Below are 25,072 nucleotides of genomic sequence, written 5' to 3'. Positions count from 1 at the left end.
TTTATTTATCATAAGAAAAGGGGACGTATTTACGCCCCTTTTGATTTCAACTTTATTTTGAATCTACTACCAAGTTTACGCTGGATTTTCTCTAAAGCCTCTCCGCCAAATACTCTTTCTAGTACTCCTGTGCGAATCGCTAACAATCCGTAAACAAGGCCACCAATACCTGCACAAATCGCAACTGTAATAAGAGCACCAATACGGCCATCAGGCGAAATCATGAAGGATAGAAGCCATTGTGATAGCTTTACAGCAATAACCATTACAAGTGTTAATATTGCAATTTGGAATGTTCTCTTATATACAACACCAAATGAATAGTTTGCATGTTTTTTGATTTGTTTATTCGTATACCATACGGAAGCTAAGAAGCCGACTGCAGTAGCTAAAATCGCCCCAACTGTACCGAAATAACGAATAAAGATTACGTTGCATACAAACTTCAAAATAACACCCATCACAAGCGCAATAACCGCGTGTTTCTGCTGGTTAATCCCTTGTAGGATTGCCGCTGTTACCGTGAACAAAGCAAACAATAGCGCGACTGGTGCATACCACATTAATACTTGTCCACCTAGTGGATCTGAATCGTAAAAAGCAGTGTAAATCGGATATGCAAGTGTAGAAATACCGATAACTGCTGGCAATGTTAAAAACATATTTGCCTGGAATGTTTGTGTAATTTGTAATTTTAAATAACGGTATTGCTTTTCAGTAAACGACTTTGTAATCGCTGGCACGAGCGTTAAACTAAACGCTGTTGCAAGTGATACAGGAATCATAATTAATTTATGCGTCCACATCGTGAAAATACCGAGCGCTCGCTCTGCGATATCCCCTTGACCAATTGCCTGCATAATAGAGTTAAATGTCAATGTATCAATTTGTTGATATAAAGGAATTGTTAACCCAATTACAACGTAAGGAATTGCATACGCAAATAATTCTTTAAACAATTGAACGGTACTTACTGTCGATTCTGGTACAGTTTGCTCAATTAAATATTGATCCAAATATTTTTTACGTTTTAACCAGTACCAAACTAATACGCCGAGCGCTCCAACTGCTGAAACGAATGCAGCGAATGTCGCAACCCCAACTGCTGTTGCTACTGTACCGCCAAGCACTTTAATAACGATGAAACTACCCGCTAATAAAAAGACGATACGAATAATTTGCTCAATAATTTGTGAAACCGTAGTCGGTCCCATCGATTGGTGACCTTGGAAATAACCACGAATCAAACTTGCTGCCGGTACAACAATAAGCGCAAAACTTACGAGGCGAATAATCGTCGTAACTTCTTCTATCTTATTTTGTAAACTTTGTTTACCAAGCATTGCTTCTGCAAATAATGGTGCGGTCATGTACAGTACTAAGAAGGAAAGAACTCCTGTTACTATCATCATAACCATTCCCGAACGGAACATTCTCCGGCTCGTTTTATAATCTCCAAGTGCATTATATTTGGAAACAAACTTCGAAACAGCAAGCGGCACCCCTGCCGTTGCAATACTTAAAAATATCGTATATGGAATATATCCATATGTATAGAGCGTTCCGCCTTCTGTGCCTACTAATGCATGAAACGGAAAGACGTAAATCATGCCTAAGAACTTTACTAAAAATGTCCCTAACGTCACAATAAGCGTTCCGCGCAGAAATTTTGAATCGGACATACAAAAATCCTCCTACTTCTTATATAAAGTGAAACTTTAATCAGTGGGAAGGCTTCACCCCCACAGATTATTAGTTGAACCAATCGGGCTTTTACGGGCAGTTGGCCTCCCGCTTCAAAACTCACTTCTTTGCTTCTGCTAAGTCTTAGGATAGGAGTCTTACTACCCGTTAATGCGGGATAACGCTGAACTCTAACTTTTGTATTGTACCACAATTCTCTCCTGAAGCAGTACTTCACTCTATTTTTCTTTTAAGAGAAAACATGCTATTCTTTTAGGCAGGAAATGTAGAAAATGAGGTCGATATATTATGCATTATGATGTTATTGTCATCGGCGGCGGTCCCTCAGGGCTAATGGCTGCAATCGGTGCTGCTGAAGAAGGCGCAAATGTCTTACTTCTTGATAAAGGAAATAAACTAGGACGTAAACTTGCGATTTCTGGTGGTGGTCGTTGTAACGTAACGAACCGTCTACCACTTGATGAAATCGTTAAACATATACCTGGAAATGGTCGCTTCTTATACAGCGCTTTTTCTATTTTCAGTAATGAAGATATTATTACATTCTTCGAAAATCTCGGTGTAAAACTGAAAGAAGAGGATCATGGCCGCATGTTCCCAGTATCAAATAAAGCACAATCTGTTGTAGACGCACTTTTAACACGATTAAAAGATTTAGGTGTGAAAATACGTACGAATACGCCTGTTGACACGATTGAATATGAAAACGGTCAAACGAAAGCAGTTGTATTGCAAACAGGTGAAGTGTTAGAAACAAATCACGTCGTTATCGCTGTTGGTGGAAAATCTGTTCCTCATACCGGTTCTACTGGAGACGGATACGCATGGGCTGAAAAAGCCGGACATACAATTACAGAGCTTTTCCCAACAGAAGTACCAATCCTTTCAAACGAACCATTTATTCGTGACCGTACATTGCAAGGTCTTGCTTTACGAGACGTAAACTTAAGTGTATTAAACCCGAAAGGAAAAGCTGTCATTTCTCATAAAATGGACATGCTCTTCACTCACTTCGGCCTATCTGGTCCTGCCGCTCTTCGTTGTAGCCAATTCGTTATAAAAACGATGAAGAAGTTTAAAACAAACACGGTGCAAATGAGTATCGATGCATTGCCAGAAGAAAATAGTGAGCAACTGTTCCAACGCATGCTGAAACAAATGAAAGAAGATCCGAAAAAAGGAATTAAAAACGTTTTAAAAGGCTATGTTCCTGAACGTTACTTCCTATTCTTATTAGAAAAAAATGAAATTGACGGTAGCGAACAAGCTGGACAAATTTCTCATGAGAAGATTCGTGCACTTGTGAAAGACTTTAAAGAATTTACCGTTCATGTAAATGGTACTCAGCCGCTTGAAAAAGCATTCGTTACTGGCGGAGGTGTATCCGTTAAAGAAATTAACCCGAAAGAAATGTCTTCGAAATTCACGAATGGTTTATATTTCTGCGGAGAAGTTCTTGATATTCACGGTTATACTGGTGGCTATAACATTACATCTGCCCTTGTTACTGGTAGAATCGCCGGAACAACAGCTGGGCAAAATGCGAAAATGCAATACTAAAAGAAACAGGGATTCCTGTTTCTTTTTTATATGTTGAAATAATAAAATTGCATATAAAATTATATCGACCGTTTCTTCAAAATTATTAGCGATTTTTTCAATATATAAGCACTCCGACAAGGAACGACAAATCTCCTATCCTTATAATTCCTGTTTCTTTTTTGTTGCTTTATATAGCTTAGTACCTTTATATTTTATATTGTTGAATATTTGAAAAAGGGTAAGGGGAAAACAAATGAGAAAAAAAGTCATGATGTCTTTAATGCTAATGACGTTTCTTTCTGCGGTAGAAGGAACGATTGTTAGTACAGCAATCCCTCGTATAACGAGTGATTTGTCAGGCGTCGAACTTGTTAGTTGGGTATATGCAATCTATATGCTTGCAACAGCTGTTTCGACTCCAATATACGGAAAACTAGCTGATTTATTCGGCCGTAAAAAAGTTTTGCTCATCGGAGCAACAATCTTCTTAATCGGTTCTGCACTTTGCGGAGTCGTTACATCAATGGAACAATTAATCTTCTTCCGTGCTCTTCAAGGTATAGGGGCTGGGGCTGTTATGCCGATTACAATGACGATTATTGGAGACTTATATAGTGAAGCGAAGGACCGTGCGAAAGCACAGGGCTGGATGAGTGCCGTTTGGGGTGTATCTGGTGTTATCGGACCGTTAGTAGGTGGATTTTTAGTTGATTCCCTTTCTTGGCGCTATATCTTCTTCTTAAACGTTCCGTTTGGAATTATCGCTTGCTTAATGATTGCCACTTCTTATAAGGAATCTATTAAGTCCTCTAAGCAACATATTGACTACCTTGGTGCAACAGTCTTCTCATTAAGTACAATTGCTTTACTATATGCACTATTAACAGGTAGCAGTAAGCAAAACTGGGGAGACATTACAATTATCGGCCTATTAATCTTTGCCGCTGTGTCATTCATTATTTTCTTATACATCGAGAAAAAATCTCCGGAACCATTAATTCCGCTAGCACTTTTCTCTAACCGTACATTATCTACTATAAACATATTAACGCTTATTGCTGGTGCAATGATTATTAGTATTACAGTGTACCTTCCAATTTGGAGCCAAGGTGTATTAGGAAAAAATGCAACAGAGGCTGGACTCATTTTAATGCCAATTCCTGTTATGTGGACATTCGGTGCTATGTTCTCCGGTAATTTAGTTGGCAAGTTACAAACAAAACAAATCATTTTACTTGGAGCTAGCATTTTATCAGTTGCTTCATTCTTATTATTTACATTATCAACAGATTCACCATCATTCCTTATTTATGTTGCAGTCGGATTATTCGGCTTAGGAATGGGACTTGTCACACCAATTTACATGGTAACAATTCAAGCAGCTGTACCGGCTCATACGCGCGGAACAGCAGTCGGTTTAAACACATTCATTAATACATTTAGTCAAACGTTAGGTGCTGCAATTTTCGGCATGGTCTTCAATACGATGATACATGCACGTGGCATCAAAAACCTTGACCTCGTATCTTCTGGTGGACATGGAGGATCTGCGGCAAACGTAGTAACTGAATCACAAGAAGCATTAGCCTCAAGTATACACGTCATTTATATGAGCACTTTCGCATTAGCGGTATTAACATTAATTATCGCTTGGCTCCTATTAAAGCCAGCTAAACAAACAAGTGAGCAATAGCAATAATAAAGAGGATGACCATTTCGGTCATCCTCTTTCCTTATATGAGCGTTAAAATCTATTCTTCATTCTCCACAATATATTTAAGCATAGACAATTTATTATCCCAAAATCGTTCATAATACGAGAGCCACTGCTGTAATTCCGCTAACGGCTCTGGCTGCAAACGATATATCTTTTCTCTTCCACTCTTTCTTCCACTCACTAAATTCGCTTCTGAAAGAATATGCAGATGCTTCACAACAGCCGTACGACTCATCGGAAAATGATCCGTTATTTTTGAAATTGGTAACTCTTTATCACTTAATAACCGTAATACTTCTCGGCGGGTTGGATCAGCAATTGCCTGAAACACATCGTATTTTACTGCCGACGATGCCACTTAGCCCTCAACAACCTTTTTCAGTTTTTCATTTACAATCGCTACCCAACCACCATTCATTCTGTCGCGAATAATAGAGCTCTTCGCATTCGCTTTCGGAAGAATTTCATCAGGATGTTTCCAGCCGCCGTGGATTAACGTAAATTCTGTTTTATCCCCTAAGTCTTTCAAAATAAACGAAACGATCCAGCCATCTGTATCCCATGAGAAAGATAAACGATTCGGTTCATCAATTTCTAACACTTTACATGGCGATGGCCCAAAAGGTGATTGTATATGAAACTCATGTCCTACCTTTAGTTCGAAATCATTTGGCATAAACCATGACGCAATTCCTTCTACAGTTGATACTGTATCCCATACTTTTTGAATAGATGCATTAAAAATAACCGTTTGTTTAATGTCGTTTAATGTATTTTGTTGTTCCATTTTATTTCTCCTTTATTCGGCATTAATACATAACACCTTTTAGTTGTATTCAGATAATATAACACCTTTTAGTTTCATGTCAATAAAGTGAAACTTTAATCAATGAGGTTTTGTCCATCCCCCACTGATTATTAGCCCACACCAATCGGGCTTTTACGGACAGTAAGACTCTTTTTACTGTTGAGAAATTCTCAACATTTTTTCAACAGGACAAACACTCTCTCACCATTCCTTCATAATATACTCACAAAGGCAATAAAAAATAAAAACTTCGCTCAATATGAAACTCCATCATTCATATCGAGCGAAGCGCCTAACTTATCTCACCTATACTTCGTCTCTCCTCCTTCCCTCGTGGACAATACGTGAGATATGTGAAATCAGAAGGAATATGCCCACCATTTGGGTAGGTAGTTATTTCTCTTCTCCTCAACATTTCCTTAGGAGCGAAATGACTACCCACTCATTTTTTTAACCAACAATGAAAAGGGGATGAAAGCTATGTTCTACTGCATTAACTGTTCTGAAATTCACCACGAAAAACATCCGAATGATAAAGTATTTAAAAACGGTTTTTATATTGATCCATTTTTAGGTGATCGTTATCACCTCGGCATGTGCACTGATGCTCAGGAACATGCAACAGAGGAAGTTCTTTTAACGACAAAGAAGATAGATACAACGCAATCTATTATGAATATTTTACCGACACATGTTGTCCCAACATAAAGCATAAAAAAGAGCTGGCTCCCCAGCTCTTTTTTATGCTTTATAAACAATCATCGCTGAAAAACAATAAATTTGATTTTCATCATCATTAATTGAAACACCAACTTGATACTTTATATCTACAAAATTCCCATCATCAATTTTTTTCAAAAACACATTTACAGCGTCTTCTAAATCTTTTTCATGACTTTCATCAAACACTTTCACACGAATCATGTTAACACCATCCTAGATCGCAGCCCTCCGCCGCTTGATTATTGCCACGGTGCGTATCTATGATGCGATAAAACTTTCCGTCTTCATATATATATCCGTCTTCTAACACATATTGTTTATCTTCAGTATAGACATAAAACTTACCTATCATAAATTTACTCGTATATAATTCCAAATAATCTGGCCTAAATTTAGCTACAACTTTATTTGTAATATCAATCCTAATTGTGCGCCCCACCTTCTCTCCCTCCTCTACAAAGAACGGATTTAGGTATATTGTATTAGCGATTTTACATTTTATGCTTAAAAATAAGTGGATATGCCCTCTTTCTTCCCCTGTACTATTTTTCTAAAAAAATTCCTCATATATATTCAACATATAAGAGCAAAAAAAACCATAAAAAACCACTTTTATATATTGACTTCAATATATTTTTTGTGATATTATATAAAATTTGACATTTTTACATCAGTATGTTATCATTAAAAATGGTTACCACATATGGAGGTGGATGATTTGTTTCAAATTGGTGATAAAATCGTTTATCCAATGCACGGTGCAGGAATCATCGAAGCAATTGAAGAGAAAGAAATATTAGGTACTTCGCGTCAATATTGTGTTATACGCATCATTAGTAAAGATATGCAAGTAATGCTTCCGATGGATCAATTACAAAAATCAGGTATACGTTATATCGTTGATAAGGATACATTAGATGGTATACTTCTTGAATTTCATCATGGGGAATCAGACCCATCACTCTCATGGAAACAAAGATATACAATGAATATGGAAAAAATGAAGAACGGCAACCTTCAAGATAGCGCAGAAGTTGTTCGTGATTTACTTCGCCGTAATAAAGAAAGAGCATTAAATGCGAGCGAAAAACAAATGCTAGATAATGCGCGCAAAATGGTTATTAGCGAAGTTGCGCTCGTACAAAATGTCTCAGAACATCAAGCAACAGAATTTCTTCAAGATACAATCAATCACTAATTTAAAAAATAGCCGAACGCTATTTTTTTTTGGCAGAAAAAAGGACAAAGAGATAAGGCTCTTTGTCCTTTTGTTATATTACCCACGTCCAGCTTGAAATGATGGGTATAAAGTCATTCCACCATCTGCAAATAACGTAATTCCGGTTACGTAACTCGCCTCTGCTGAAGCAAGCCATGTTGCTATTGCTGAGATTTCTTCAGGTTTTCCAATGTAGCCCATCGGAATCATACTTTCTACGTCAGCACGCTGTTTAGGATCAGCAAACTTTTCAGCATTGATTGGCGTATTAATTGCACCTGGTCCAATATTATTGACTCGAATGCCTTTTGGTGCATACTCTAACGCTAACGTTTCAGTCATAAGCTTAATCCCCCCCTTACTTGCCGCATAGTGCACGAATAATGGCCACGGGATTTTTTCATGAACACTAGACATATTAATCACCGATCCTTTAATACCGTGTTCCACAAAATATTTAATCGCTTCACGACTTCCTAAGAAAGCACCTGTTAAATTTGTATGAATTACTTTATTCCAATCCTCTAACGGCATTTCATGCGATGGTACAGCATTTTCTATGCCTGCATTATTAATCATAACGTCAAGCGTCCCAAATTCTTTAACAGCAGATTGAATCAAATTTATAACATCCAATTCAACCGTAACATCACCTTTTACAGCAATCGCTTCTCCGCCTATTTTTTTTATTTCTTCTAATACATCGCTCGCTTCTGATTCTCTTGAGCGATAGTTAATAACAACTTTCGCCTTCTCCTTAGCAAACCGTACTCCCATCGCTCTTCCAAGACCAGTTGCTGACCCTGTAATAATGACGACCTTCCCTTCTAAATCGCTATACATTTCAATACCTCCTTTAGCTTTTTGCGACCCCTAGCATAATTCCAGCTGCAATAATAAAAACGATACCAACAACAATCCCAATTAATTGACGCTTCGTTTTCCTTTCACCTAATATAAGAATTCCGCCAAGCGTCGAAATAATAATCCCCATTTGCGAAAGGGAAAAACTTGTTGCGACTCCGACACGCGGCTGCGAAATGAATAAAAACATATTTCCAGCTGCCCAAATTAATCCCGGAAGAATATTTCGAATCGCATATTTATTGAATGGATGATGTTTAAATGTGAGTAAAATCCCGCCTAATACCATACCGACCGCTTGTGGCAATAAGGCTGACCAACCGTTCACGTTAAATAATCGAATAACTACTACGTAAACTAAATATCCGACTGTTGAAATTAATAAAATAATAATTCCTTTTTTAAAATTCCCTGCTTGCTCTGCATTCTTTTCTTCTTCACTTTGGAGTGATGTTAAAATAACACCGATAATAATACAAACAAGCGCCAAAACTCCAAGAACGACTGATATCGTCGTTGACCATTCATGAAACACGATAACCCCAAATAAAGTCGTCGCAACTAATTGAAGCCCTGTTGAAATCGGCATCGTTCTCGTAACACCCATTAAATCAATACTTTTCAACTGATTCGCTTGACCAAGCGCCCAAAACAAACCGGACACGATTCCAACCCCGATAACCGTAGGAGTTAATACTGGCTTCACAAAAATATAAACAACAATTGAAAAAATAAGCGCTCCGAACGTTGTACCGAGCGTTTGACTATAAGGTCCCCCGCCCAGTTTCACGTTAAATAGCACAATACTTCCCCAAAATATGGCTGGTAAAATCGCTAAAAATATATCCATCGCTCATTACCTTTCTCTACAAAATGTCATAGGTTACCGCTCTAAATCATTAGAGTGAGCTTTTATTTTCTCTTTTGTTCGCTCACAAACCTTATCTGCAGTAGCACCAGAAACATTTTTTTCTCGCTCCACTTTTTTTATTTTTATGTGATCCAAATGATCTTCTAAAGTGAGTGTAATACGATCATTCGGCGGATTATGCGCCCCTTGAAATGTAAGAAACTGTATCGTAACTTCAAATCTAGGAACAAACTCATCTTTCTTGCCTAGACGCTTTATATTTGTAACTGAATCACATTCATATTGATCTTCTGTCACTTGCCTTATAACTGAATAATACCGATTAAGTAGCGCACTCTCTAAAAGTTGTTCCTTCGATTCTTTTGCCCAAGAATAGCTTGGAGAAGAGAAGAAAACAGAACATATCATTGCAATCATTACACATATCTTTTTCATAATTCCCTCCTTATTCTATACAATAGTGTTCTCCAAACTGCCATAAAAAAACGACTTCTCCTATTCAGGAAAGTCGTTTTAATGAATCCAATATTAACCACCGCTCACTGGTGGTATTAACGCAACAATATCACCAGATTGTATAGCATCATCTTCATTCGCGTACTCTTCATTAATTGCAACCATAATTGGCGCTGACACTGGTACATTATATTCCTTCGCAACAATTTCTTTTAATTGTGCAACAGTAATATTTTCTTCCTCTATTTGTAATTCACTTACTCCTGCTTCTTCTTGCAAGTTCGCAAATAACAATACTCGAATCATATTTATAGCTCCTTCCCAGGCTCTCCTGCTGGATATGGCGTTTTTTCTAATTGATCACCAATCCATGAGTCACCATCTTCCCAAAACTCCTTTTTCCAAATCGGAACAATTTGCTTAATGCGTTCCATAATATATTCATTCGCTTCATAGGCCTCTTTACGGTGTGGTGTTGATACAGCAACAACAACCGCGATATCAGAAATTTGTAGCGTGCCGATGCGATGTGTAATCGCAACATGTGTACTAGGCCACTTCTCCTTCACTTCTGCCCCTATTTTCTGTAGCATCTTTTCTGCCATCGTCTTATAAGCTACATACTCTAAGTATAGTGTACGACGCCCTTTCGTAAACTCCCTAACTGTTCCAATAAACGTTGTGACAGCACCGCATTCACGGCGAATTACTTTCTTTGTCACCTCTTCAATCGAGATTTCTGTATCAATTACTTCATAATACATATTTGTCATTTCGCACTCCTAACCGTTTGTAACAACCAGTCTATATACAACTTTTCTTCTGTTATATGAAATACTTTATATTCTTCTCGTAAACTTAATGGAGCATCATGCCACGTAATAACCGCTACTACATTTTCTACTTTATGTAAAAGTTCAGCGTCTTCCGCGGAACGAAGTAACACTACTTTTGGATATTTCTCCGCTTTATAACCCTCTATTAAAATCATATCCACTTCAAAAAATCCGTACAAGCGGATAATTTCTTGCAAGGACCATTCATCTCGCAAGGAGGACAAAGATAGTAATCCAGCGCCTTCTACACTACTTACTACAGCACCAGCTTTTCTGTGTCTTTCACTATCTTTTTGCGCTACTTCGGGAAAACCACCATGGCCATGATGCTTAATTGTAGCAACCTTCATTTCGCTTTGAGCTAATGCATGTACCATTTTCTCTACAAGTGTTGTTTTTCCGCTATTTTGATACCCTACTATTTGTAAGATTGAAGAGGCTTTGCCCACGGCCAATCACTTCCTTGAGAGTATTCTAACAATAATACGGACACTTTCATTCCTGTTTCGAACCCTCTCGTTCCTCCAGGCAACACGATAAAAGCATTTGCATCCGCAAGTGAAGATACCGCACTCGATTTATCTAAACCGACTGGCACCACTTGTAATGACCCATTAACGATCGTCACGTTTGCTCTTACAAAGCGAGTAAACGGATTTGGTTTTGGAAAATCTTTTTGTAAAGTAGCGTCCGCTCTATATATGTGAGGCTCCTTCGCATACAAATACGTTTTCATAATTGGATGCACAAATAATTCGAAACCTACATAACAAGCCGACGGATTACCTGATAAACCGAAGAGTAGCTTTCCATCAACTTCAGCTACTGTCGTTACACTTCCCGGTCTCATCGCTATTTTATTAAAGAGTACATTCGCCTGTAACCTTTCATAAATAGCTGGTAAATAGTCATAATCTCCTACCGAAACACCGCCCGTTGTAATTAAAATATCAACCTCATCCATCGCTGATTTAACAGCTGTAAAACATGCATCTAACTCATCGGCAAGTTGTCCATAATAACGCACTTTCCCGCCAACTTTCATAATTTGAGCTGCAATCATATAAGAGTTACTATTTCTAATTTTCCCTGGCTCTAACGGCTCATGTACTTCCAGTAATTCACTTCCTGTCGTTACAATACCGACAACAGGCTGCTTTACAACTTTTACAGTGCTATATCCAAACGTCGCTAATAACGCTGCAACACCTGGATTAATTGCAGCACCTTTTTTAACAAGCACTTGATTTTGTTTTATATCTTCCCCTTTAAACGATACGTTGTCACCATTTTTGAAAGGGCGTTTTAACTTCATATATGTTTTTCCGTTCTTCTCGAATCCTTCCGTCAATTCTAGCATTACGACTGCATTGCAATCTTCTGGAATAGCTGCTCCTGTCATAATACGAACCGCCTGAAAAGCTTCTACTTCTTCTGTAAAAACAGATCCTGCTCCGATTTCTCCTATTACTTCAAATTCAACCGGATGCTCTTGACTTGCTTCTTTCGTATCTTCTGCTCGAATTGCGAAACCATCGTAAGGAGAACGATCAAAATGAGGAACATCGTGATCTGAGACAACATCCTCCCCAAGAATCCTCCCATAACTTTCTGTAATAGAAACTTCTTCTACTTCACCATGCTTAGCATATTTCATAACCCGCTCTACTGCCTCAGCAACTTGAATCGGGATTCGTTTTTCTACCATTGTTTCTCACCTCGTATTTGCAAAATATCTAATCTCGATTACACTTTATATATTAAATAGCAATTACTTCAAGGAGGAATTCCATGTCTTCATTCACACACTTCAATGACCAAGGGCGCGCTAAAATGGTTGATATAAGTGACAAAAAAATAACCGTTCGAACAGCAATCGCACGCTCTAGCATTGTCGTTACAAAAGAAATTCACGATAAAATCTCTCACAATGAAATTGGTAAAGGTGACGTATTAGCCGTTGCACAAATCGCAGGCATTATGGCTGCGAAACGTACTTCTGATATTATCCCAATGTGCCACCCCTTATTATTAAAAGGTGTTGACGTCTCTTTCGATTGGAAACAGTCAGAAGAACAATATCGACTACTCATTGAAGTAAAAGTTAAAACAGAAGGTAGTACCGGCGTTGAAATGGAAGCTTTAACAGCTGCTTCTGCTACCGCTCTTACCGTATACGATATGTGTAAAGCTGTTGATAAAGGTATGATTATTGGCGAAACGTATTTACTTGAAAAAACGGGCGGAAAAAATGGAGATTACATTAGAAATTCTTAATCCTACATTTCTCCTTTGAACCTAAAGGTTTTCCTTTAGGTTCAACCTATGTATCTTGCATATAATCGTTTCGCCACATTCATATCATTCGTCCCATGAATAAATGCTCTGCCATCTGTAAATAAAACAAAACGATATTCTTCCACCAGAAATGATAATAAATACGGCGTGGCCTTTACATCCACACTTTTTTGTAAGCGCTTTTTAATTTCTTCTAAATTAAACCCCTGACGCACACCTGGGCGGATTTGAACTGTATTTCGTCCACATAATACTTCTGTTTTCGTTTGTGCTTCAAATGTTAAACTCGGATATGTCCGTAGCTTTCCACAAGATAAACATGTATCCTTTTTCTGCCTATTCACTTTAAATGCCATCTGTTGATTATTCCAAAGATCAAATGATAGCATCGTTTCACGAAGTGCCTCAAAATCTTCTACTAATATTTTTAAAGCTTCTGTTATTTGATGCGCAACTACTAATTGTACTGCTGGCTGTATAATACCGGCCGTATCACATGTCGCTCCGCTCGCCGGATGTTCCATTAAACATCGAAAACACGGCGTTTTTCCTGGCAAGATTGTATACGTTACTCCGTAGCTTCCAACGCATCCTCCATATATCCATGGAACGTTATACATCTGGGATATATCATTAATAAGAAGGCGCGTTTCAAAATTATCCGTCGCATCTAATATTAAATCTACACCTTTAATTAACTCTTCCATTTCTTGCACCGTTACATCCGTCACAACCGGTACAATTTCTACTTCGGAATTAATAGCTTTTAAATGTTCTGCGGCCGCTATCGCTTTCGGCTTATAATGCTTTGCATCTTCCTCTGTATATAATTGTTGCCTTTGTAAATTGCTCCATTCTACATAATCACGATCAGCAATTGTTATTTTTCCAACCCCTGCTCTAACTATTGCTTCTGCATTCGCTGCTCCGAGCGCACCAGCACCAATGACGAGCACGTGCTTTCCTCTTATTTTCCGCTGCCCTTCTTCCCCAACACCAGAAAATAGCATTTGTCTTGAATATCGCTCCTGCATACGACATCCCCCTTTCTTATCCTCCTATATAAGACATTTCAATTTTCGGACGATTCTTCGCACTTTCTTCTGTCCGTTCATCTGAATATCGATCTTTTCTATCCTCCCATACATCTTGTATGGCTTTTAATAAATCATTATCCGAAAGGTTTTCCCTGAGAAGTTTCCTTAGATCCATTCCTTCTGTCGCAAACAAGCAAGTATAAAACTTTCCATCTGCTGAAATTCTTGCTCTCGTACAAGAAGAACAAAACGACTCAGAAACAGAGGTAATAAAACCAACCTCTACATCCGTTCCAACGTATCGATAGCGCTTCGCAACCTCACCAAAATAATGAGATTCAGCTGGTTCAATTGGATATACTTGATGAATCATATCGATCAATTCTTGTTTCGTAATAACTTGATCAAAATTCCATCCATTCGTACTGCCCACATCCATAAACTCAATAAATCTAAGTGAAATTCCTTGTTCTTTAAAATACGTAGCCACCGGAAGTACTTGATGATCGTTCATCCCTTTTTTTACAACCATATTTACCTTCACTTCAAGTCCTACTTCTTTCGCTGCCATAATTCCCTTTAATACGGGTTTCGTATTAATATTCCGGCCATTAATTGTACGAAACACTTCATCATCTATCGCATCCAAACTAACATTTACTCGGTGTAATCCAGCTTCTTTCAACGCCTTCGCTTGCTTCGTTAAATGAATCGAATTTGTCGTTAATCCTATATCTACTAAACCATCAAGCTTTGCAAGACGTGCGATAAGTTTTGTTAAATCCTTACGGAGCAATGGCTCGCCACCAGTAAGTCTAATTTTCCGTACACCGATGCTAACAAATACTTTTGCTAATCGCTCGATTTCATCAAATGTCAGTAAAAACTCATCTTTCAAAAAAGCATAATCAGGCCCAAACACTTCTGCCGGCATACAATACGTACACCGAAAATTACAACGATCAATGACAGAGATGCGCAAATCTTGAAGTGGGCGTCCGAAAAAATCTTTAACCTTTTCCTGCATCGCCACTCTCCCTTTCTGCCAAATTTATACCTATCTTCATTCTATTATAATATATTTTCGAACTGCGATGTTTTTGCTCAAACAAATAAAAAACCTTGAAGCATAAAAGTTTCAAGGCTCTCCTCTTATTAACTTAAGCGAATAATTGTTAATACCGCTCCCGGTATAGTCATTGACAATGTCGTAGAAGTAAGTAAACCATTTAACTGTAAACGAACAGCTGCTCCCGCTGGAAGATTCGCAATCATCGTAGCACCAAAACTAGTTGTAGCTACTAACGGGGCATTAATAGTTCCTGATAAAGCTGATCCATGTCATTCCAGTTGGCACTGGAGGAAAAGTCGGGCCGACAAGATCTGGCGATATTTTAACGCATTATCCGAAAGAAGTCTCCTTCCTCAAGCGTTGTGAAGGACAATAGTCCAACGGTAGGTGGGAGATGAATTTCGGTTTGGTGTAGCCAAAAAAATTGTTTTTTCTATTTATTTCGCCTCTGATATAATCAGTCTTATAAGAGATAAAGTTTGGTATAACAATGAAATTAGATAATAATGACGCAGTGTTCATGTTGTGCTATCACCTTTGGTGGCTCGCCATAGATAAAGTAAAACAGTTTATGGGAAATCAAGGAAAAAAGTGAGATGAACTGATATGAAAAAGCATAATAAGGCGTACAAATTTCGTCTGTATCCAACAGAAGAACAGGCATATCTGATACGTAAAACTTTCGGGTGTGTACGCTTTGTATATAACAAAATGCTGGCTGAACGGAAAGAAGTATATGAAAAGTACAAAGAGAACAAGGAAGAACTAAAGAAACAAAAATTACCTACTCCTGCGAAATACAAAGCAGAGTATGAATGGTTGAAGGAAGTCGATTCATTAGCGTTAGCAAACGCTCAATTAAACTTGCAAACTGCGTATAAGAATTTTTTTAGTGGTCAAAGTGATTTTCCTGCATTCAAAAGTAAAAAAAGTAGAAAATCCTATACAACGAATAGGGTAAACGGAAATATTATGTTATTTCATGGTTATATTAAATTACCGAAACTGAAAATGGTACGACTGAAGCAACATAGAGAGATACCGCAAAACCATATCATCAAATCATGTACAATTTCTATGACACCTACTGGTAAATACTATGTGTCCATCTTGACTGAATATGAAAAAGAGATTGTACAAAAAGAAGTAGAAAGTATGGTTGGATTAGATTTCGCAATGGCTGAATTGTACGTGAGTAGTGAAGATGAGAAAGCCAATTATCCTCGCTTTTATCGTCAGATGTTAGACCGATTAGCAAACGCACAACGAGTATTAGCAAGACGTGTGAAAGGTTCAGAGCGTTGGAATAAACAACGCGTTCGTGTAGCTAAGTTGCATGAAAAGGTCGCAAATCAACGTAAGAATTTCCTTCATCATAAGTCTAAAGAATTGGCTACGAATTTTGACGTTGTAGCAATAGAAGACTTACATATGAAAGGAATGTCACGAGCACTTCGCTTTGGTAAAAGTGTTGCGGACAACGGTTGGAGGATGTTCACGACATTTTTAGCATATAAGTTACAAGAACAAGGAAAACAACTTGTAAAAATAGATACGTGGTTTCCTTCTACAAAAATATGTAGTAGTTGTGGAAGCAGAAAAGATATGTCATTATCTGAACGCACGTATGAGTGTACTTGCGGATTAAAAATAAGTCGTGACTATAACGCAGCTATGAATATCAAAAAGGAAGCTATACGCTTATTAGCATTGGCATAAATAGTAACAAAATAACCTTTGGAACAAGGGTGTCCTAAGACGAATTCGTTAGCTATCAAAAGTAACGATTAACCGAGAAGCCCCCACTTCAAGTAAGCTCGTAAGAGATACTAAGTGGTGGGTAGTTCACAACAATTGCTCCTATTTTTATGTAGTACAAGCTCTTCTTTCAAATAAAAACTCCCCTAATCTCTTAGGAGAGTCCTGCAACTGAATCTGTATTATCTGTATTTGGTGCTGCTTGCATAGTATTTGGTGCTGCTTGCATAGTACTCGACGCATTTGCACCTTGACCCGTATTTGTTCCTGTTAGAGTGCCAGCAGGAGTACCTCTCGTAAATGTTGTCGTCACACTATCTCCCGGTTGTAAACAAAGATTCGTCTCAGTTCCGATTATCGTAACAACATCAATACAAGTTGGTCCCGTTGAACCACTATACGTTTTTGAAGCAGTAAACGAAGTATCCCTCAAATTATCACCCGTAAATATATTCCCAGTATTATTAACAATAATAAACTCTTTAATATGCGCAGGCATAATTACACTCTACCTTTCCTTTACTAACCTAGCGTACGTGTACTCGTCGCTAATGGCGGAAGAAACACCGATGTTACAGGCACAACAGCTGCCATACGTTTTCCATTTAAAAATGTCGCCGCGCTAGAACCACCCGCGCCTGTATATATTTTTGCTACAGCAAAAGGTGAGAGATCATAACAATCGCCGACATTGACAGCTCCTGTATTATTTATAATTTTCACTTTACGCATGTTAATTCCCATTTTACCTATCCCCCCTTTATATACTGTATGCAAAAGAAAAAAAACTTGAAACAGATACGTTCCAAGTTTTTACAAGCTAATTATTTAGTTTCACCTTCGTATTGAAGCATACCGCCAACCATATTCACTGTTTTAAATCCTTGCTCATTTAAATAATGGCATACATTTTCACTACGCATTCCCGAACGGCAAATAAAGATATATTCATTCTCTTTCTCAAAGAAATCTACTTTATTTGGGATATCGCCCATTTTAATATGTACAGCTTCCGGGATTTTCCCTGCTGCTACTTCTTCATCTTCTCTTACATCTACTAAAAATAATGTTTCTCCATTTTCTAGACGTTCTTGCACTTCTTCTGTAGTAATTGTTTTTACTTCTGTCATATGTCGTTCCTCCTTATATACAATAAAACTTTCAGTTTCTTCTTTAAATAAACAGCTCTCATCAATTTTAGCATGCAATAGAATGAACGCAAAGAATGGAAAATTTATTCTTTACAAACATAACTCGCGCATTGTATCCTCAATATACTTGTTTAATGAAAGGAGTCGACTAAAATGACACTTTTTCTTTTCATTATGGGCAGCATTTTCTTAGTTTCTGCAGTTATTGCTCTTAGTATGAAAAATAATAAAAAGATAAAATCCCCTCAAGAAATGGCATTTTTATTTCTATTACTTAGTATAGCTTTCTTCGGTTTATCAATTGCTACATATCTTTTCCGTCTACAAATCATGTAAAAAAAGGTGCCTCCTACAAACAATGCACCTTTTTCACATCATATATTTCCTACACAAAACTAGATACTTTCCGATTTAAAAACTCATAAACTTTCTTTTCAAATAAATGAACATCTAACGCTCCAGCCATATGCCCATTTATACTTTCAATTTCATACACTTCTGCATACTTCCCCTGTTTTTGCAAAATATCTACCATTTTATAATTGGAACGAGGCGGCTGAAGTAAATCTTGTTTACACGGAATCATGAGTACATTCGCTTCTATGTTAGAAAGAGCCTCTTCTAAAGAAACAAATCCATGCGCAATATCATGTAATAAGACTGCTTTCGCAGTGTACATCCATGAATTTGCATCTACTACATCTATACTTTTGCATGTCACTTTATTTATTTCTTTCTCAAATGATGTTAATGCAGAAAATTTTTGATAAGGTGCTATTTCTATACTATTACGTGGAAATGCCGTTTCATAAAACTGTTCATCAAACGCATTAATAAACATCATTCTATTCGCTAAATGAAGCCCCTTCATTGGCTGTTCCTCTCCGTACTTTCCACCTTTCCAATTAGGATCTAACTGAATTGCTTCAATCGCATTTTGCGCTACATTTACCGACGTTATAATTGGATTTTGAGGATTCGTAATAACTCCAATCATTCGCTCTACCATATGAGGATAGTGAACAGCCCATTGCTGTGCAATCATTCCTCCTGCAGATGGCCCCATTACAGCATACAATCTAGTAATATCCATATCTTTTATTAGTTCATATTGCATACGTGCTACATCTAGAAATGTAAAAATCGGAAAATCCATCGCATACTCAAAACCCGTCATCGGATCTATCAATTTCGGTCCCGTTGTAATGACATACGGGTTCTTCACCTGTACATTGCAAAGGTTATCAGTACATATTACAAAATATTTATTTGTATCAATTGCTTTCTCAGGTCCAATTAATCCATCCCACCAACCAAACTCTTCATCATGCTCTGTATATTTTCCCGCTGCGTGACTTGTTGCACTAAAATGATGGCAAACCAAAATCGCATTTGACCTTTCTCTATTTAAAGTACCATAAGTCTCATATCCCATTTGAACAGGAATTTCCCTACCATTTTCAAATGTAAATTCTTTCAAAACAAACTTTTCCTTTTTTACAATTTGCACAGACTCACCTTCTTCTTGTCATATTATGAACTTCTTTACTAAAGGTTTTTTTCTACGCAAACCAATCTCCTCCTGCTTTTCATAAATAAATGAATAAGATACAAAATTAGCCACAAAATAGCACTATATTACAAAATCAAAGAGGGCATACATATGATTTGGAATTGGTTACGTAAGAAAAAAAACTCAAATACAGCAGATACAAAAGGGACAGATGACTCGAAACAACAACCTAACGATCAAGAGAACAATAACACAAAGCAGACTAGAAGCATGAAACATAGCAAAGATAAGAATAGCCAGCAAAAAAATACGGAACAAATTGAGGAGCCTTCCAAGCAACAGGATTCTTCTCAAAGCAAACAACAAGATACTAAACAAAACGAGTCTTCTCAAAATAAACAGCAGGATACTAAACAAAACGGGTCTTCTCAAAATAAACAGCAGGATACTAAACAAAACGGGTCTTCTCAAAATAAACAGCAAGATGCCCAACAAGGCGACTCTTCTCAGAACAAACAACAAGATACTAAACAAAACGGGTCTTCTCAAAATAAACAGCAGGATACTAAACAAAACGGGTCTTCTCAAAATAAACAGCAGGATACTAAACAAAGCGAGTCTTCTCAAAATAAACAACAGGATACTAAACAAGACGATCCTTCTCAAAATAAACAGCAGGATACTAAACAAAACGAGTCTTCTCAAAATAAACAGCAGGATACTAAACAAGACGATCCTTCTCAAAATAAACAGCAGGATACTAAACAAAACGGGTCTTCTCAAAATAAACAGCAGGATACTAAACAAGACGATCCTTCTCATAACAAGCAACAAGCTGCTGGAAACAACAGTATTTATGACTTTAGTAAACCAAAACAAGACCATATTCATTCTCTACAAGATTTAATAGAGAAACTAAAAAGGTCTAGTGATTTTGTTAATTATCATACATCTGATGATGAAACGATGCCTTATTGGATTTCTTACTATCGTCCTTCACTTGATGGGGAGAAATTACAAAAATATTTAATGCCTACTCTGTTAGAACGACCTTGTACTTCATTAGAAGAATTAAAAGAACGTATCCCGATGAGTGGTATTACAATTACGAACGACTTACAAAAAATTGAGGATATGGTTTTAAAGGGACATGCGATTATTCAATTGAACCAGCAAGATCAAAAATGTATGCTTGCAAACATTGCAATTGATAATTATCGTGCGCCAACTCCTCCTTTAAACGAATCAACTGTTATCGGCCCTCAAGAAGGTTTCGTAGAGGATATTGATACAAATATTAATTTAGTTCGAAAGCGTCTTCCTGTTTTAGATTTACAAACAAAAGAAATGATTGTCGGCGAGTTTTCAAAAACAAAAGTTGTCATGATGTATTTAGACAACCTCGCTGAAAAAGAAAATGTGGATTTTCTCGAGGAATCCTTACGCGCTCTTAAATATGACCAAATTAACGATAGTGCTTATATACAAGAATTAATGGGTGAAAAGTCGATTTTCCCTCTCTATATCAATACAGAACGCACTGATAGAGTCACAAAAGCACTTATTGATGGAAAAATCGCTATTTTCGTTGATGGTTCTCCAAGTGTCCTATTAACACCTGTATCATATTTCGATTTTTTCATTTCACCTGAAGACTATAACGTATCTTGGCTATACGCGACATTTTCAAGAATTTTACGCCTTATCGCCGTTCTATTTTCGATCTGTGCTACACCGTTATACGTTGCAGTTTTAAATTATCATTATGAACTCATTCCAAGTGATTTGCTTGAAACTTTGATTTTATCAAGGGCACAAGTACCGTTTCCACCTTTAATTGAAGCACTCTTTTTAGAACTCGCGATTGATTTATTAAGAGAAGCTGGTGCGAGGTTACCGATGAAGGTCGGTCAAACACTCGGTATTGTAGGTGGTATCGTAATCGGACAAGCATCTGTACAAGCTGGTTTAACGAGTAATATTTTATTAATTATCGTTGCATTATCCGCACTTGCATCCTTTATTACACCTATTTATAAAATGGGTAATGCCGTTCGATTACTACGTTTTCCATTTCTCGCATTCGCAGAAATAGGAGGACTCTTCGGTATATCTCTCGGATTTATCTTTTTATTTACCCATTTGTTTAGACTTACTTCTTTACGTAAGCCGTACGCTCTCTTTTATCCAACGAGACAACAATCCTTTAAAGATTCTTGGATTCGCTTTCCATTAACAATGATTGATACACGAGATGTACAAGCAAGGCCACAACATGTAAAAAAATCAGCAAAAGGGATTTCAACAAGACATCGATCGGACTTTGATGATTAAGGAATGAGGTGCATTTGATGAGTAAAGTTCAAGAAAAATATCAAATATCTCCTGTCTTTGTTTTCTTCTTAATTCACAGTGCACAGTTCGGTGCTGGCGTTCTTGGATTCGCTCGCATTATTGCAAAAGCCGCTGGGTACGACGGCTGGATGGGAGTTGTAATCACAGGAATCTGTATCCATATTCTTATATGGATGATGTATTACTTATTAAAAGAAACAAACGGGAATTTAATTGATTTACAAAGGCAAACATTTGGAAAATGGCTAGGAAACGGCATTAATATCATCTTTGCAGCTTATTTTTTAACCGTCAGTATTTCCGTCATCCGAACATATGTTGAAATTATTCAAGTATGGATGTTCCCTACCGCTTCCACTTGGATGTTAACACTCTTTTTATGCTTAGTTAGCTATTACATTATTTCTTCTGGTTTTCGTGTAATTACTGGCATTTGTGTTATCTCAGTTGGCGGTACATTCGGATATTTATTTCTTTGCCTATTCGTTTTGAAATACTCACATTGGGATAATTTACTACCGATTTTCACACATTCTTTTTCAGATATTTTAAAATCCGCCAAGCTGGCAATCTACAGTATGACAGGGTTTGAGATTTATCTTATGATTTATCCATTTGTAAAAAATCCTAAGCAATCGCATAAATTCGCTCAATACGGGGCACTATTTTCAAATCTTCTATATTTATTTAGTACACTTTTAGCCTTTGCATTTTTTAGTGAAAAACAATTATTAAAAACAATATGGTCTCAACTTTCTATGACCCAAGTAATTCAATTACCATTCATAGAAAGGCTAGAATATATTGCAATTTCAGGTTATGCACTCGTTATTATTACCAGCTTTATCCTTCCTTTATGGGCGGCAACAAGATCAACTCACGAAATATTTCGCGTAAAACAAAGAGGGATTCTAATCGCTTTTATCCTTATCACCCTCATCGTTTCGCAACTTTTAACAAACAGACACAATATTAATAATTTTATTAGTAATGTATCCAAAGTTAGTTTTTGGCTCATCTATGTATATATCCCTATTTTATTTATCATTGTGTGGGTGAAAAGAAAATGGAAAAAATCAAAAACAAAAGCAAATTAATACTTATTTCTTGCATAACACTCTTCAGTCTAACTGGATGTTTACAAAAAAATATTGTCGATGATGTACAGCTTATTCAAGGAAGTGTTTTTGATGTAGCAAAAGATAATAAAGTAAAAGTGACATTCGTTTGTCCTATTCAGAAAAAAGGAAATAAGGTTCAAGTTTTTGAAGGCAGTGCAAATGCGGTAAAACAAGTAAAAGCAGACACATCTTTAGAGTCTTCTCAACCATTTGCTAGCGGACAAATGCGTGTTGCTCTATATACTATAAGACTTGCGAAGAAAGGAATGTCCACTTCATTTGATACATTACTTCGAGATGTGAATATAGGGAACGCTTTATATGTTTCTTTAATAGAGGGAAATGGTACTGAACTTTTAAAAGGAAAATATACGACTTCGTACAACGTTGCAATTTATATAAAAAAATTGCTTGAACATAACATGAAAACTGGTCCTTTACCAACGGATAACCTGCATATAGGAGCATTCCGTTATTATCGAGAAGGACAAGACTACTACATCCCGATTTTAAAAAAACATGCTGATAAAATAAAAATCAACGGAATTGGTCTTTTTAAAAAGGATAAATATATCGGTAAAATTGCGAAAAAAGATATGTTTATATTTAAAGGACTGCTAGAGAAACATAAATTAGATTCACATGAATTTAAAACGGATTCTGCGTACGTAATGATTAATAATATTCGTTCTGTTCCAACTTGCGATATAAAAATAAAAAACGGGAAACCTTCTTTTTTCATTCACGTTAAGCTTGATGCCCGTATTCAAGAACTATCGAAGCAAATTAACTTAGAAAATGTCAAGAACATAAAAAACATTGAAAAAGCTATCCAAAAACAATTGGATACACAAGGTAACAAACTAATTAAGCAGCTTAAATCTTTAGACGTCGACCCTCTCGGGCTAGGAGCAAAATATAAACAGCATTATCGTCCCTTCAAATTAGAAGAGTGGCGAAGAATGTATAAAGATGTTCCAATTAAAGTGAAATACACTGTCAACATTACAAATTCTGGTGTAATTGAATGATAATGATTGAACTCCTCCCTCCGGCATGATACAACGGAGAGAGGAGTTTTTTATTACCAAATATAGAGAGAAAAGATATTCACGGGGGAGCTTATGTCTAAAAAATTAGTAAAGCCTATTTTAAATGGTATTTTATTTCTCGGCGTCTTTTTATTTGCTCATACATACTTAAAAAATGTTTCTTTCACACGTTATTTACTTGTCATTATACCGATGCTACTCATCGGAATATTTAGTATCGATCTTATTTTATCCATTTTAATAAAAAAAGAAGAATAACGAGCGAACATCTTATTTCTCATAAGATGTTCTTTTTATTTAATAACTACCTTATGTTACAATAAACTTCGGCATAACGTAAGAAAGGATGAAACAACATGACAAACGAAAAAGGTTTAGATAAAGGATACGAACTTGTTGCGAAAATGCATGAAGTATTCGGACATCCTGTGACAGGTACTCCAACAAAACTAACAGAAGGGCGTGCAAAAATTCGTGCTAGCTTTATGCAAGAAGAGTTAGAAGAATTTCTAGAAGCAACAACTGTCGAAGATCAATACGATGCACTTATTGACCTTATTTACTTTGCATTCGGAACGTTTGCAGAAATGGGCGTACGTCCAGATAAAGGATTTGAAATTGTAAACAATGCCAACATGGCAAAACTATTCCCTGATGGAAAGCCTCGATTCCGCGAAGGCGATGGCAAAATTTTAAAACCAGAAGGATGGCAAGCACCGGAACCACAACTTCGTGCTGAAATCGAACGCCAGCGTCAAGAGGCGGAAAAAAACTGCTAGGAGATCCTAGCAGTTTTTTATTATGTCTTTTTTCACCGATATATTTTTCACGTAATTCATTAATGATCCGCACGTCCTGCTGCTCCCGCTCCCGTTCCAACTCCACCGGTCCAAGGCTGTTGTTGCTGTTGACCGTGGTGTTGCTGTTGACCGTGGTGTTGCTGTTGACCGTGGTGTTGCTGTTGACCGTGGTGTT

General features: G+C 37.0%; 31 protein-coding genes and 1 pseudogene. 12 read left to right on the top strand and 20 right to left on the bottom strand.

Annotated features, from left to right (window positions below):
- Nucleotides 1–29: 29 nt before the first annotated feature.
- On the bottom strand, nucleotides 30–1,682 hold the full coding sequence (locus tag BAU28_RS09270) for a putative polysaccharide biosynthesis protein (RefSeq protein ID WP_071718400.1): 1,653 nt from the start codon (nucleotides 1,680–1,682) through the stop codon (nucleotides 30–32).
- 310 nt (nucleotides 1,683–1,992) lie between these two features.
- Here BAU28_RS09270 and BAU28_RS09265 point away from each other — a divergent pair, with 310 nt between their 5' ends.
- A complete protein-coding gene (locus BAU28_RS09265) occupies nucleotides 1,993–3,264 on the top strand; it encodes a BaiN/RdsA family NAD(P)/FAD-dependent oxidoreductase (RefSeq protein ID WP_071718399.1) in 1,272 nt (423 codons plus the stop codon).
- 235 nt (nucleotides 3,265–3,499) lie between these two features.
- Nucleotides 3,500–4,939, top strand: coding sequence for an MDR family MFS transporter (locus BAU28_RS09255; protein WP_048374327.1), 1,440 nt, complete (start codon nucleotides 3,500–3,502; stop codon nucleotides 4,937–4,939).
- Between the two features lie 58 nt (nucleotides 4,940–4,997).
- Here the strand turns inward: BAU28_RS09255 and BAU28_RS09250 are convergent, their stop codons facing one another.
- Both BAU28_RS09250 and BAU28_RS09245 read right to left on the bottom strand, forming a co-directional pair.
- The gene (locus tag BAU28_RS09250; protein ID WP_002173835.1) at nucleotides 4,998–5,321 is read right to left on the bottom strand and encodes an ArsR/SmtB family transcription factor; all 324 of its coding nucleotides are present in this window, start codon (nucleotides 5,319–5,321) and stop codon (nucleotides 4,998–5,000) included.
- Complete coding sequence (locus BAU28_RS09245; RefSeq protein WP_071718398.1) at nucleotides 5,322–5,750, bottom strand: SRPBCC family protein; 429 nt, start codon at nucleotides 5,748–5,750, stop codon at nucleotides 5,322–5,324. It lies immediately after the preceding gene.
- Nucleotides 5,751–6,251: 501 nt separating this feature from the next.
- On the opposite strand from BAU28_RS09245, the gene BAU28_RS09235 reads away from it, so the two are divergent.
- Nucleotides 6,252–6,479 (top strand): DUF3973 domain-containing protein, encoded by a 228-nt coding sequence (locus BAU28_RS09235; RefSeq protein ID WP_048374325.1) that lies wholly within the window; start codon nucleotides 6,252–6,254, stop codon nucleotides 6,477–6,479.
- 33 nt (nucleotides 6,480–6,512) lie between these two features.
- Here the strand turns inward: BAU28_RS09235 and BAU28_RS09230 are convergent, their stop codons facing one another.
- On the bottom strand, nucleotides 6,513–6,695 hold the full coding sequence (locus BAU28_RS09230) for a sporulation protein Cse60 (protein WP_000621746.1): 183 nt from the start codon (nucleotides 6,693–6,695) through the stop codon (nucleotides 6,513–6,515).
- Nucleotide 6,696: 1 nt separating this feature from the next.
- Nucleotides 6,697–6,933 (bottom strand): DUF2553 family protein, encoded by a 237-nt coding sequence (locus BAU28_RS09225; RefSeq protein ID WP_002173838.1) that lies wholly within the window; start codon nucleotides 6,931–6,933, stop codon nucleotides 6,697–6,699.
- A 264-nt stretch (nucleotides 6,934–7,197) separates the two neighbouring features.
- Between BAU28_RS09225 and BAU28_RS09220 the strand changes: the two genes are divergently transcribed.
- Complete coding sequence (locus BAU28_RS09220) at nucleotides 7,198–7,692, top strand: CarD family transcriptional regulator (RefSeq protein WP_053081433.1); 495 nt, start codon at nucleotides 7,198–7,200, stop codon at nucleotides 7,690–7,692.
- Nucleotides 7,693–7,770: 78 nt separating this feature from the next.
- Here the strand turns inward: BAU28_RS09220 and BAU28_RS09215 are convergent, their stop codons facing one another.
- The 7 genes from BAU28_RS09215 to BAU28_RS09185 all read right to left on the bottom strand — a co-directional run bounded on the left by BAU28_RS09215 (nucleotide 7,771) and on the right by BAU28_RS09185 (nucleotide 12,448).
- Nucleotides 7,771–8,556, bottom strand: a complete 786-nt coding sequence (locus BAU28_RS09215; protein WP_071718396.1) for a glucose 1-dehydrogenase — start codon at nucleotides 8,554–8,556, stop codon at nucleotides 7,771–7,773.
- 13 nt (nucleotides 8,557–8,569) lie between these two features.
- Nucleotides 8,570–9,427: a glucose uptake protein GlcU gene (glcU, locus tag BAU28_RS09210; protein ID WP_071718395.1), complete on the bottom strand. Its 858-nt coding sequence runs from the start codon at nucleotides 9,425–9,427 to the stop codon at nucleotides 8,570–8,572.
- Nucleotides 9,428–9,460: 33 nt separating this feature from the next.
- On the bottom strand, nucleotides 9,461–9,883 hold the full coding sequence (locus BAU28_RS09205; RefSeq protein ID WP_002173842.1) for a DUF3888 domain-containing protein: 423 nt from the start codon (nucleotides 9,881–9,883) through the stop codon (nucleotides 9,461–9,463).
- Between the two features lie 93 nt (nucleotides 9,884–9,976).
- Nucleotides 9,977–10,210 carry a molybdopterin converting factor subunit 1 gene (gene moaD, locus BAU28_RS09200; RefSeq protein ID WP_002173843.1) on the bottom strand — a complete coding sequence of 78 codons (234 nt, stop codon included), beginning with the start codon at nucleotides 10,208–10,210 and terminating at the stop codon, nucleotides 9,977–9,979.
- A 2-nt stretch (nucleotides 10,211–10,212) separates the two neighbouring features.
- Complete coding sequence (gene moaE / locus BAU28_RS09195) at nucleotides 10,213–10,677, bottom strand: molybdopterin synthase catalytic subunit MoaE (protein WP_002173844.1); 465 nt, start codon at nucleotides 10,675–10,677, stop codon at nucleotides 10,213–10,215.
- The gene (gene mobB, locus BAU28_RS09190) at nucleotides 10,674–11,195 is read right to left on the bottom strand and encodes a molybdopterin-guanine dinucleotide biosynthesis protein B (RefSeq protein ID WP_071718394.1); all 522 of its coding nucleotides are present in this window, start codon (nucleotides 11,193–11,195) and stop codon (nucleotides 10,674–10,676) included. Before mobB ends, moaE begins: the two co-directional genes overlap by 4 nt.
- On the bottom strand, nucleotides 11,159–12,448 hold the full coding sequence (locus BAU28_RS09185; RefSeq protein WP_071718393.1) for a molybdopterin molybdotransferase MoeA: 1,290 nt from the start codon (nucleotides 12,446–12,448) through the stop codon (nucleotides 11,159–11,161). Before BAU28_RS09185 ends, mobB begins: the two co-directional genes overlap by 37 nt.
- An 83-nt stretch (nucleotides 12,449–12,531) precedes the next feature.
- On the opposite strand from BAU28_RS09185, the gene moaC reads away from it, so the two are divergent.
- Nucleotides 12,532–13,017 carry a cyclic pyranopterin monophosphate synthase MoaC gene (gene moaC / locus BAU28_RS09180; RefSeq protein WP_002173847.1) on the top strand — a complete coding sequence of 162 codons (486 nt, stop codon included), beginning with the start codon at nucleotides 12,532–12,534 and terminating at the stop codon, nucleotides 13,015–13,017.
- A 41-nt stretch (nucleotides 13,018–13,058) separates the two neighbouring features.
- Here the strand turns inward: moaC and BAU28_RS09175 are convergent, their stop codons facing one another.
- The 4 genes and pseudogenes from BAU28_RS09175 to BAU28_RS31560 form a co-directional block, all read right to left on the bottom strand.
- Complete coding sequence (locus tag BAU28_RS09175; protein ID WP_002138701.1) at nucleotides 13,059–14,072, bottom strand: molybdopterin-synthase adenylyltransferase MoeB; 1,014 nt, start codon at nucleotides 14,070–14,072, stop codon at nucleotides 13,059–13,061.
- A 16-nt stretch (nucleotides 14,073–14,088) separates the two neighbouring features.
- Complete coding sequence (gene moaA / locus BAU28_RS09170) at nucleotides 14,089–15,102, bottom strand: GTP 3',8-cyclase MoaA (RefSeq protein WP_071718392.1); 1,014 nt, start codon at nucleotides 15,100–15,102, stop codon at nucleotides 14,089–14,091.
- A 128-nt stretch (nucleotides 15,103–15,230) separates the two neighbouring features.
- Nucleotides 15,231–15,416 (bottom strand): annotated as a pseudogene (locus tag BAU28_RS30365) (BclA C-terminal domain-containing protein); the annotation flags it as partial.
- Complete coding sequence (locus BAU28_RS31560; RefSeq protein ID WP_071718450.1) at nucleotides 15,388–15,468, bottom strand: exosporium leader peptide-containing protein; 81 nt, start codon at nucleotides 15,466–15,468, stop codon at nucleotides 15,388–15,390. The pseudogene BAU28_RS30365 and the gene BAU28_RS31560, both read right to left, overlap by 29 nt.
- 285 nt (nucleotides 15,469–15,753) lie before the next feature.
- On the opposite strand from BAU28_RS31560, the gene BAU28_RS09160 reads away from it, so the two are divergent.
- Nucleotides 15,754–16,866 carry an RNA-guided endonuclease TnpB family protein gene (locus BAU28_RS09160; protein WP_071718391.1) on the top strand — a complete coding sequence of 371 codons (1,113 nt, stop codon included), beginning with the start codon at nucleotides 15,754–15,756 and terminating at the stop codon, nucleotides 16,864–16,866.
- 193 nt (nucleotides 16,867–17,059) lie between these two features.
- On the opposite strand, the gene BAU28_RS09155 is transcribed toward BAU28_RS09160, so the two are convergent.
- From BAU28_RS09155 to BAU28_RS09145, 3 genes are all read right to left on the bottom strand, one after another.
- Nucleotides 17,060–17,404, bottom strand: coding sequence for a hypothetical protein (locus BAU28_RS09155; protein WP_071718390.1), 345 nt, complete (start codon nucleotides 17,402–17,404; stop codon nucleotides 17,060–17,062).
- Between the two features lie 23 nt (nucleotides 17,405–17,427).
- The gene (locus BAU28_RS09150) at nucleotides 17,428–17,649 is read right to left on the bottom strand and encodes a spore germination protein (RefSeq protein ID WP_048374316.1); all 222 of its coding nucleotides are present in this window, start codon (nucleotides 17,647–17,649) and stop codon (nucleotides 17,428–17,430) included.
- An 80-nt stretch (nucleotides 17,650–17,729) separates the two neighbouring features.
- Nucleotides 17,730–18,035, bottom strand: coding sequence for a rhodanese-like domain-containing protein (locus tag BAU28_RS09145; RefSeq protein ID WP_000141214.1), 306 nt, complete (start codon nucleotides 18,033–18,035; stop codon nucleotides 17,730–17,732).
- Nucleotides 18,036–18,209: 174 nt separating this feature from the next.
- Here BAU28_RS09145 and BAU28_RS09140 point away from each other — a divergent pair, with 174 nt between their 5' ends.
- Nucleotides 18,210–18,392 (top strand): hypothetical protein, encoded by a 183-nt coding sequence (locus BAU28_RS09140; RefSeq protein ID WP_002173851.1) that lies wholly within the window; start codon nucleotides 18,210–18,212, stop codon nucleotides 18,390–18,392.
- Nucleotides 18,393–18,441: 49 nt separating this feature from the next.
- Here the strand turns inward: BAU28_RS09140 and BAU28_RS09135 are convergent, their stop codons facing one another.
- Nucleotides 18,442–19,566 (bottom strand): homoserine O-acetyltransferase family protein, encoded by a 1,125-nt coding sequence (locus BAU28_RS09135; RefSeq protein WP_071718389.1) that lies wholly within the window; start codon nucleotides 19,564–19,566, stop codon nucleotides 18,442–18,444.
- 153 nt (nucleotides 19,567–19,719) lie between these two features.
- Between BAU28_RS09135 and BAU28_RS09125 the strand changes: the two genes are divergently transcribed.
- The 5 genes from BAU28_RS09125 (at nucleotide 19,720) to BAU28_RS09105 (ending at nucleotide 24,876) form a co-directional block, all read left to right on the top strand.
- Complete coding sequence (locus BAU28_RS09125) at nucleotides 19,720–21,903, top strand: spore germination protein (protein WP_083594639.1); 2,184 nt, start codon at nucleotides 19,720–19,722, stop codon at nucleotides 21,901–21,903.
- A 17-nt stretch (nucleotides 21,904–21,920) separates the two neighbouring features.
- Entirely contained in the window at nucleotides 21,921–23,021 is a 1,101-nt protein-coding gene (locus BAU28_RS09120; RefSeq protein WP_025148921.1) for a spore germination protein, read from the top strand.
- Entirely contained in the window at nucleotides 22,991–24,076 is a 1,086-nt protein-coding gene (locus BAU28_RS09115) for a Ger(x)C family spore germination protein (protein WP_048374447.1), read from the top strand. Before BAU28_RS09120 ends, BAU28_RS09115 begins: the two co-directional genes overlap by 31 nt.
- 93 nt (nucleotides 24,077–24,169) lie before the next feature.
- Complete coding sequence (locus BAU28_RS09110) at nucleotides 24,170–24,355, top strand: hypothetical protein (RefSeq protein WP_002173856.1); 186 nt, start codon at nucleotides 24,170–24,172, stop codon at nucleotides 24,353–24,355.
- Between the two features lie 98 nt (nucleotides 24,356–24,453).
- A complete protein-coding gene (locus tag BAU28_RS09105; protein WP_071718388.1) occupies nucleotides 24,454–24,876 on the top strand; it encodes a pyrophosphohydrolase domain-containing protein in 423 nt (140 codons plus the stop codon).
- Nucleotides 24,877–25,072: the final 196 nt, after the last annotated feature.

This window comes from Bacillus paramycoides, assembly GCF_001884235.1.
Taxonomy (GTDB): domain Bacteria; phylum Bacillota; class Bacilli; order Bacillales; family Bacillaceae_G; genus Bacillus_A; species Bacillus_A paramycoides.
Note: the sequence above shows the minus strand (reverse complement) of the source record. Positions and strands in the feature narration are given on the sequence as shown.

Coding starts and splice junctions, on each gene's coding strand:
- BAU28_RS09175 (WP_002138701.1), bottom strand. CDS start 14,072: ATGCAGGAGCGATATTCAAGACAAATGCTATTTTCTGGTGTTGGGGAA.
- BAU28_RS09140 (WP_002173851.1), top strand. CDS start 18,210: ATGACACTTTTTCTTTTCATTATGGGCAGCATTTTCTTAGTTTCTGCA.
- BAU28_RS09125 (WP_083594639.1), top strand. CDS start 19,720: ATGATTTGGAATTGGTTACGTAAGAAAAAAAACTCAAATACAGCAGAT.
- BAU28_RS09145 (WP_000141214.1), bottom strand. CDS start 18,035: ATGACAGAAGTAAAAACAATTACTACAGAAGAAGTGCAAGAACGTCTA.
- BAU28_RS09115 (WP_048374447.1), top strand. CDS start 22,991: ATGGAAAAAATCAAAAACAAAAGCAAATTAATACTTATTTCTTGCATA.
- moaE (WP_002173844.1), bottom strand. CDS start 10,677: ATGACAAATATGTATTATGAAGTAATTGATACAGAAATCTCGATTGAA.
- BAU28_RS09205 (WP_002173842.1), bottom strand. CDS start 9,883: ATGAAAAAGATATGTGTAATGATTGCAATGATATGTTCTGTTTTCTTC.
- BAU28_RS09105 (WP_071718388.1), top strand. CDS start 24,454: ATGACAAACGAAAAAGGTTTAGATAAAGGATACGAACTTGTTGCGAAA.
- BAU28_RS09120 (WP_025148921.1), top strand. CDS start 21,921: ATGAGTAAAGTTCAAGAAAAATATCAAATATCTCCTGTCTTTGTTTTC.
- BAU28_RS09230 (WP_000621746.1), bottom strand. CDS start 6,695: ATGATTCGTGTGAAAGTGTTTGATGAAAGTCATGAAAAAGATTTAGAA.
- moaA (WP_071718392.1), bottom strand. CDS start 15,102: ATGCAGGAAAAGGTTAAAGATTTTTTCGGACGCCCACTTCAAGATTTG.
- moaC (WP_002173847.1), top strand. CDS start 12,532: ATGTCTTCATTCACACACTTCAATGACCAAGGGCGCGCTAAAATGGTT.
- BAU28_RS09155 (WP_071718390.1), bottom strand. CDS start 17,404: ATGCCTGCGCATATTAAAGAGTTTATTATTGTTAATAATACTGGGAAT.
- BAU28_RS09245 (WP_071718398.1), bottom strand. CDS start 5,750: ATGGAACAACAAAATACATTAAACGACATTAAACAAACGGTTATTTTT.
- BAU28_RS09215 (WP_071718396.1), bottom strand. CDS start 8,556: ATGTATAGCGATTTAGAAGGGAAGGTCGTCATTATTACAGGGTCAGCA.
- BAU28_RS09265 (WP_071718399.1), top strand. CDS start 1,993: ATGCATTATGATGTTATTGTCATCGGCGGCGGTCCCTCAGGGCTAATG.
- BAU28_RS09150 (WP_048374316.1), bottom strand. CDS start 17,649: ATGGGAATTAACATGCGTAAAGTGAAAATTATAAATAATACAGGAGCT.
- moaD (WP_002173843.1), bottom strand. CDS start 10,210: ATGATTCGAGTATTGTTATTTGCGAACTTGCAAGAAGAAGCAGGAGTA.
- BAU28_RS09110 (WP_002173856.1), top strand. CDS start 24,170: ATGTCTAAAAAATTAGTAAAGCCTATTTTAAATGGTATTTTATTTCTC.
- BAU28_RS09255 (WP_048374327.1), top strand. CDS start 3,500: ATGAGAAAAAAAGTCATGATGTCTTTAATGCTAATGACGTTTCTTTCT.
- BAU28_RS09270 (WP_071718400.1), bottom strand. CDS start 1,682: ATGTCCGATTCAAAATTTCTGCGCGGAACGCTTATTGTGACGTTAGGG.
- BAU28_RS09185 (WP_071718393.1), bottom strand. CDS start 12,448: ATGGTAGAAAAACGAATCCCGATTCAAGTTGCTGAGGCAGTAGAGCGG.
- glcU (WP_071718395.1), bottom strand. CDS start 9,427: ATGGATATATTTTTAGCGATTTTACCAGCCATATTTTGGGGAAGTATT.
- BAU28_RS09220 (WP_053081433.1), top strand. CDS start 7,198: ATGGAGGTGGATGATTTGTTTCAAATTGGTGATAAAATCGTTTATCCA.
- BAU28_RS09235 (WP_048374325.1), top strand. CDS start 6,252: ATGTTCTACTGCATTAACTGTTCTGAAATTCACCACGAAAAACATCCG.
- BAU28_RS09160 (WP_071718391.1), top strand. CDS start 15,754: ATGAAAAAGCATAATAAGGCGTACAAATTTCGTCTGTATCCAACAGAA.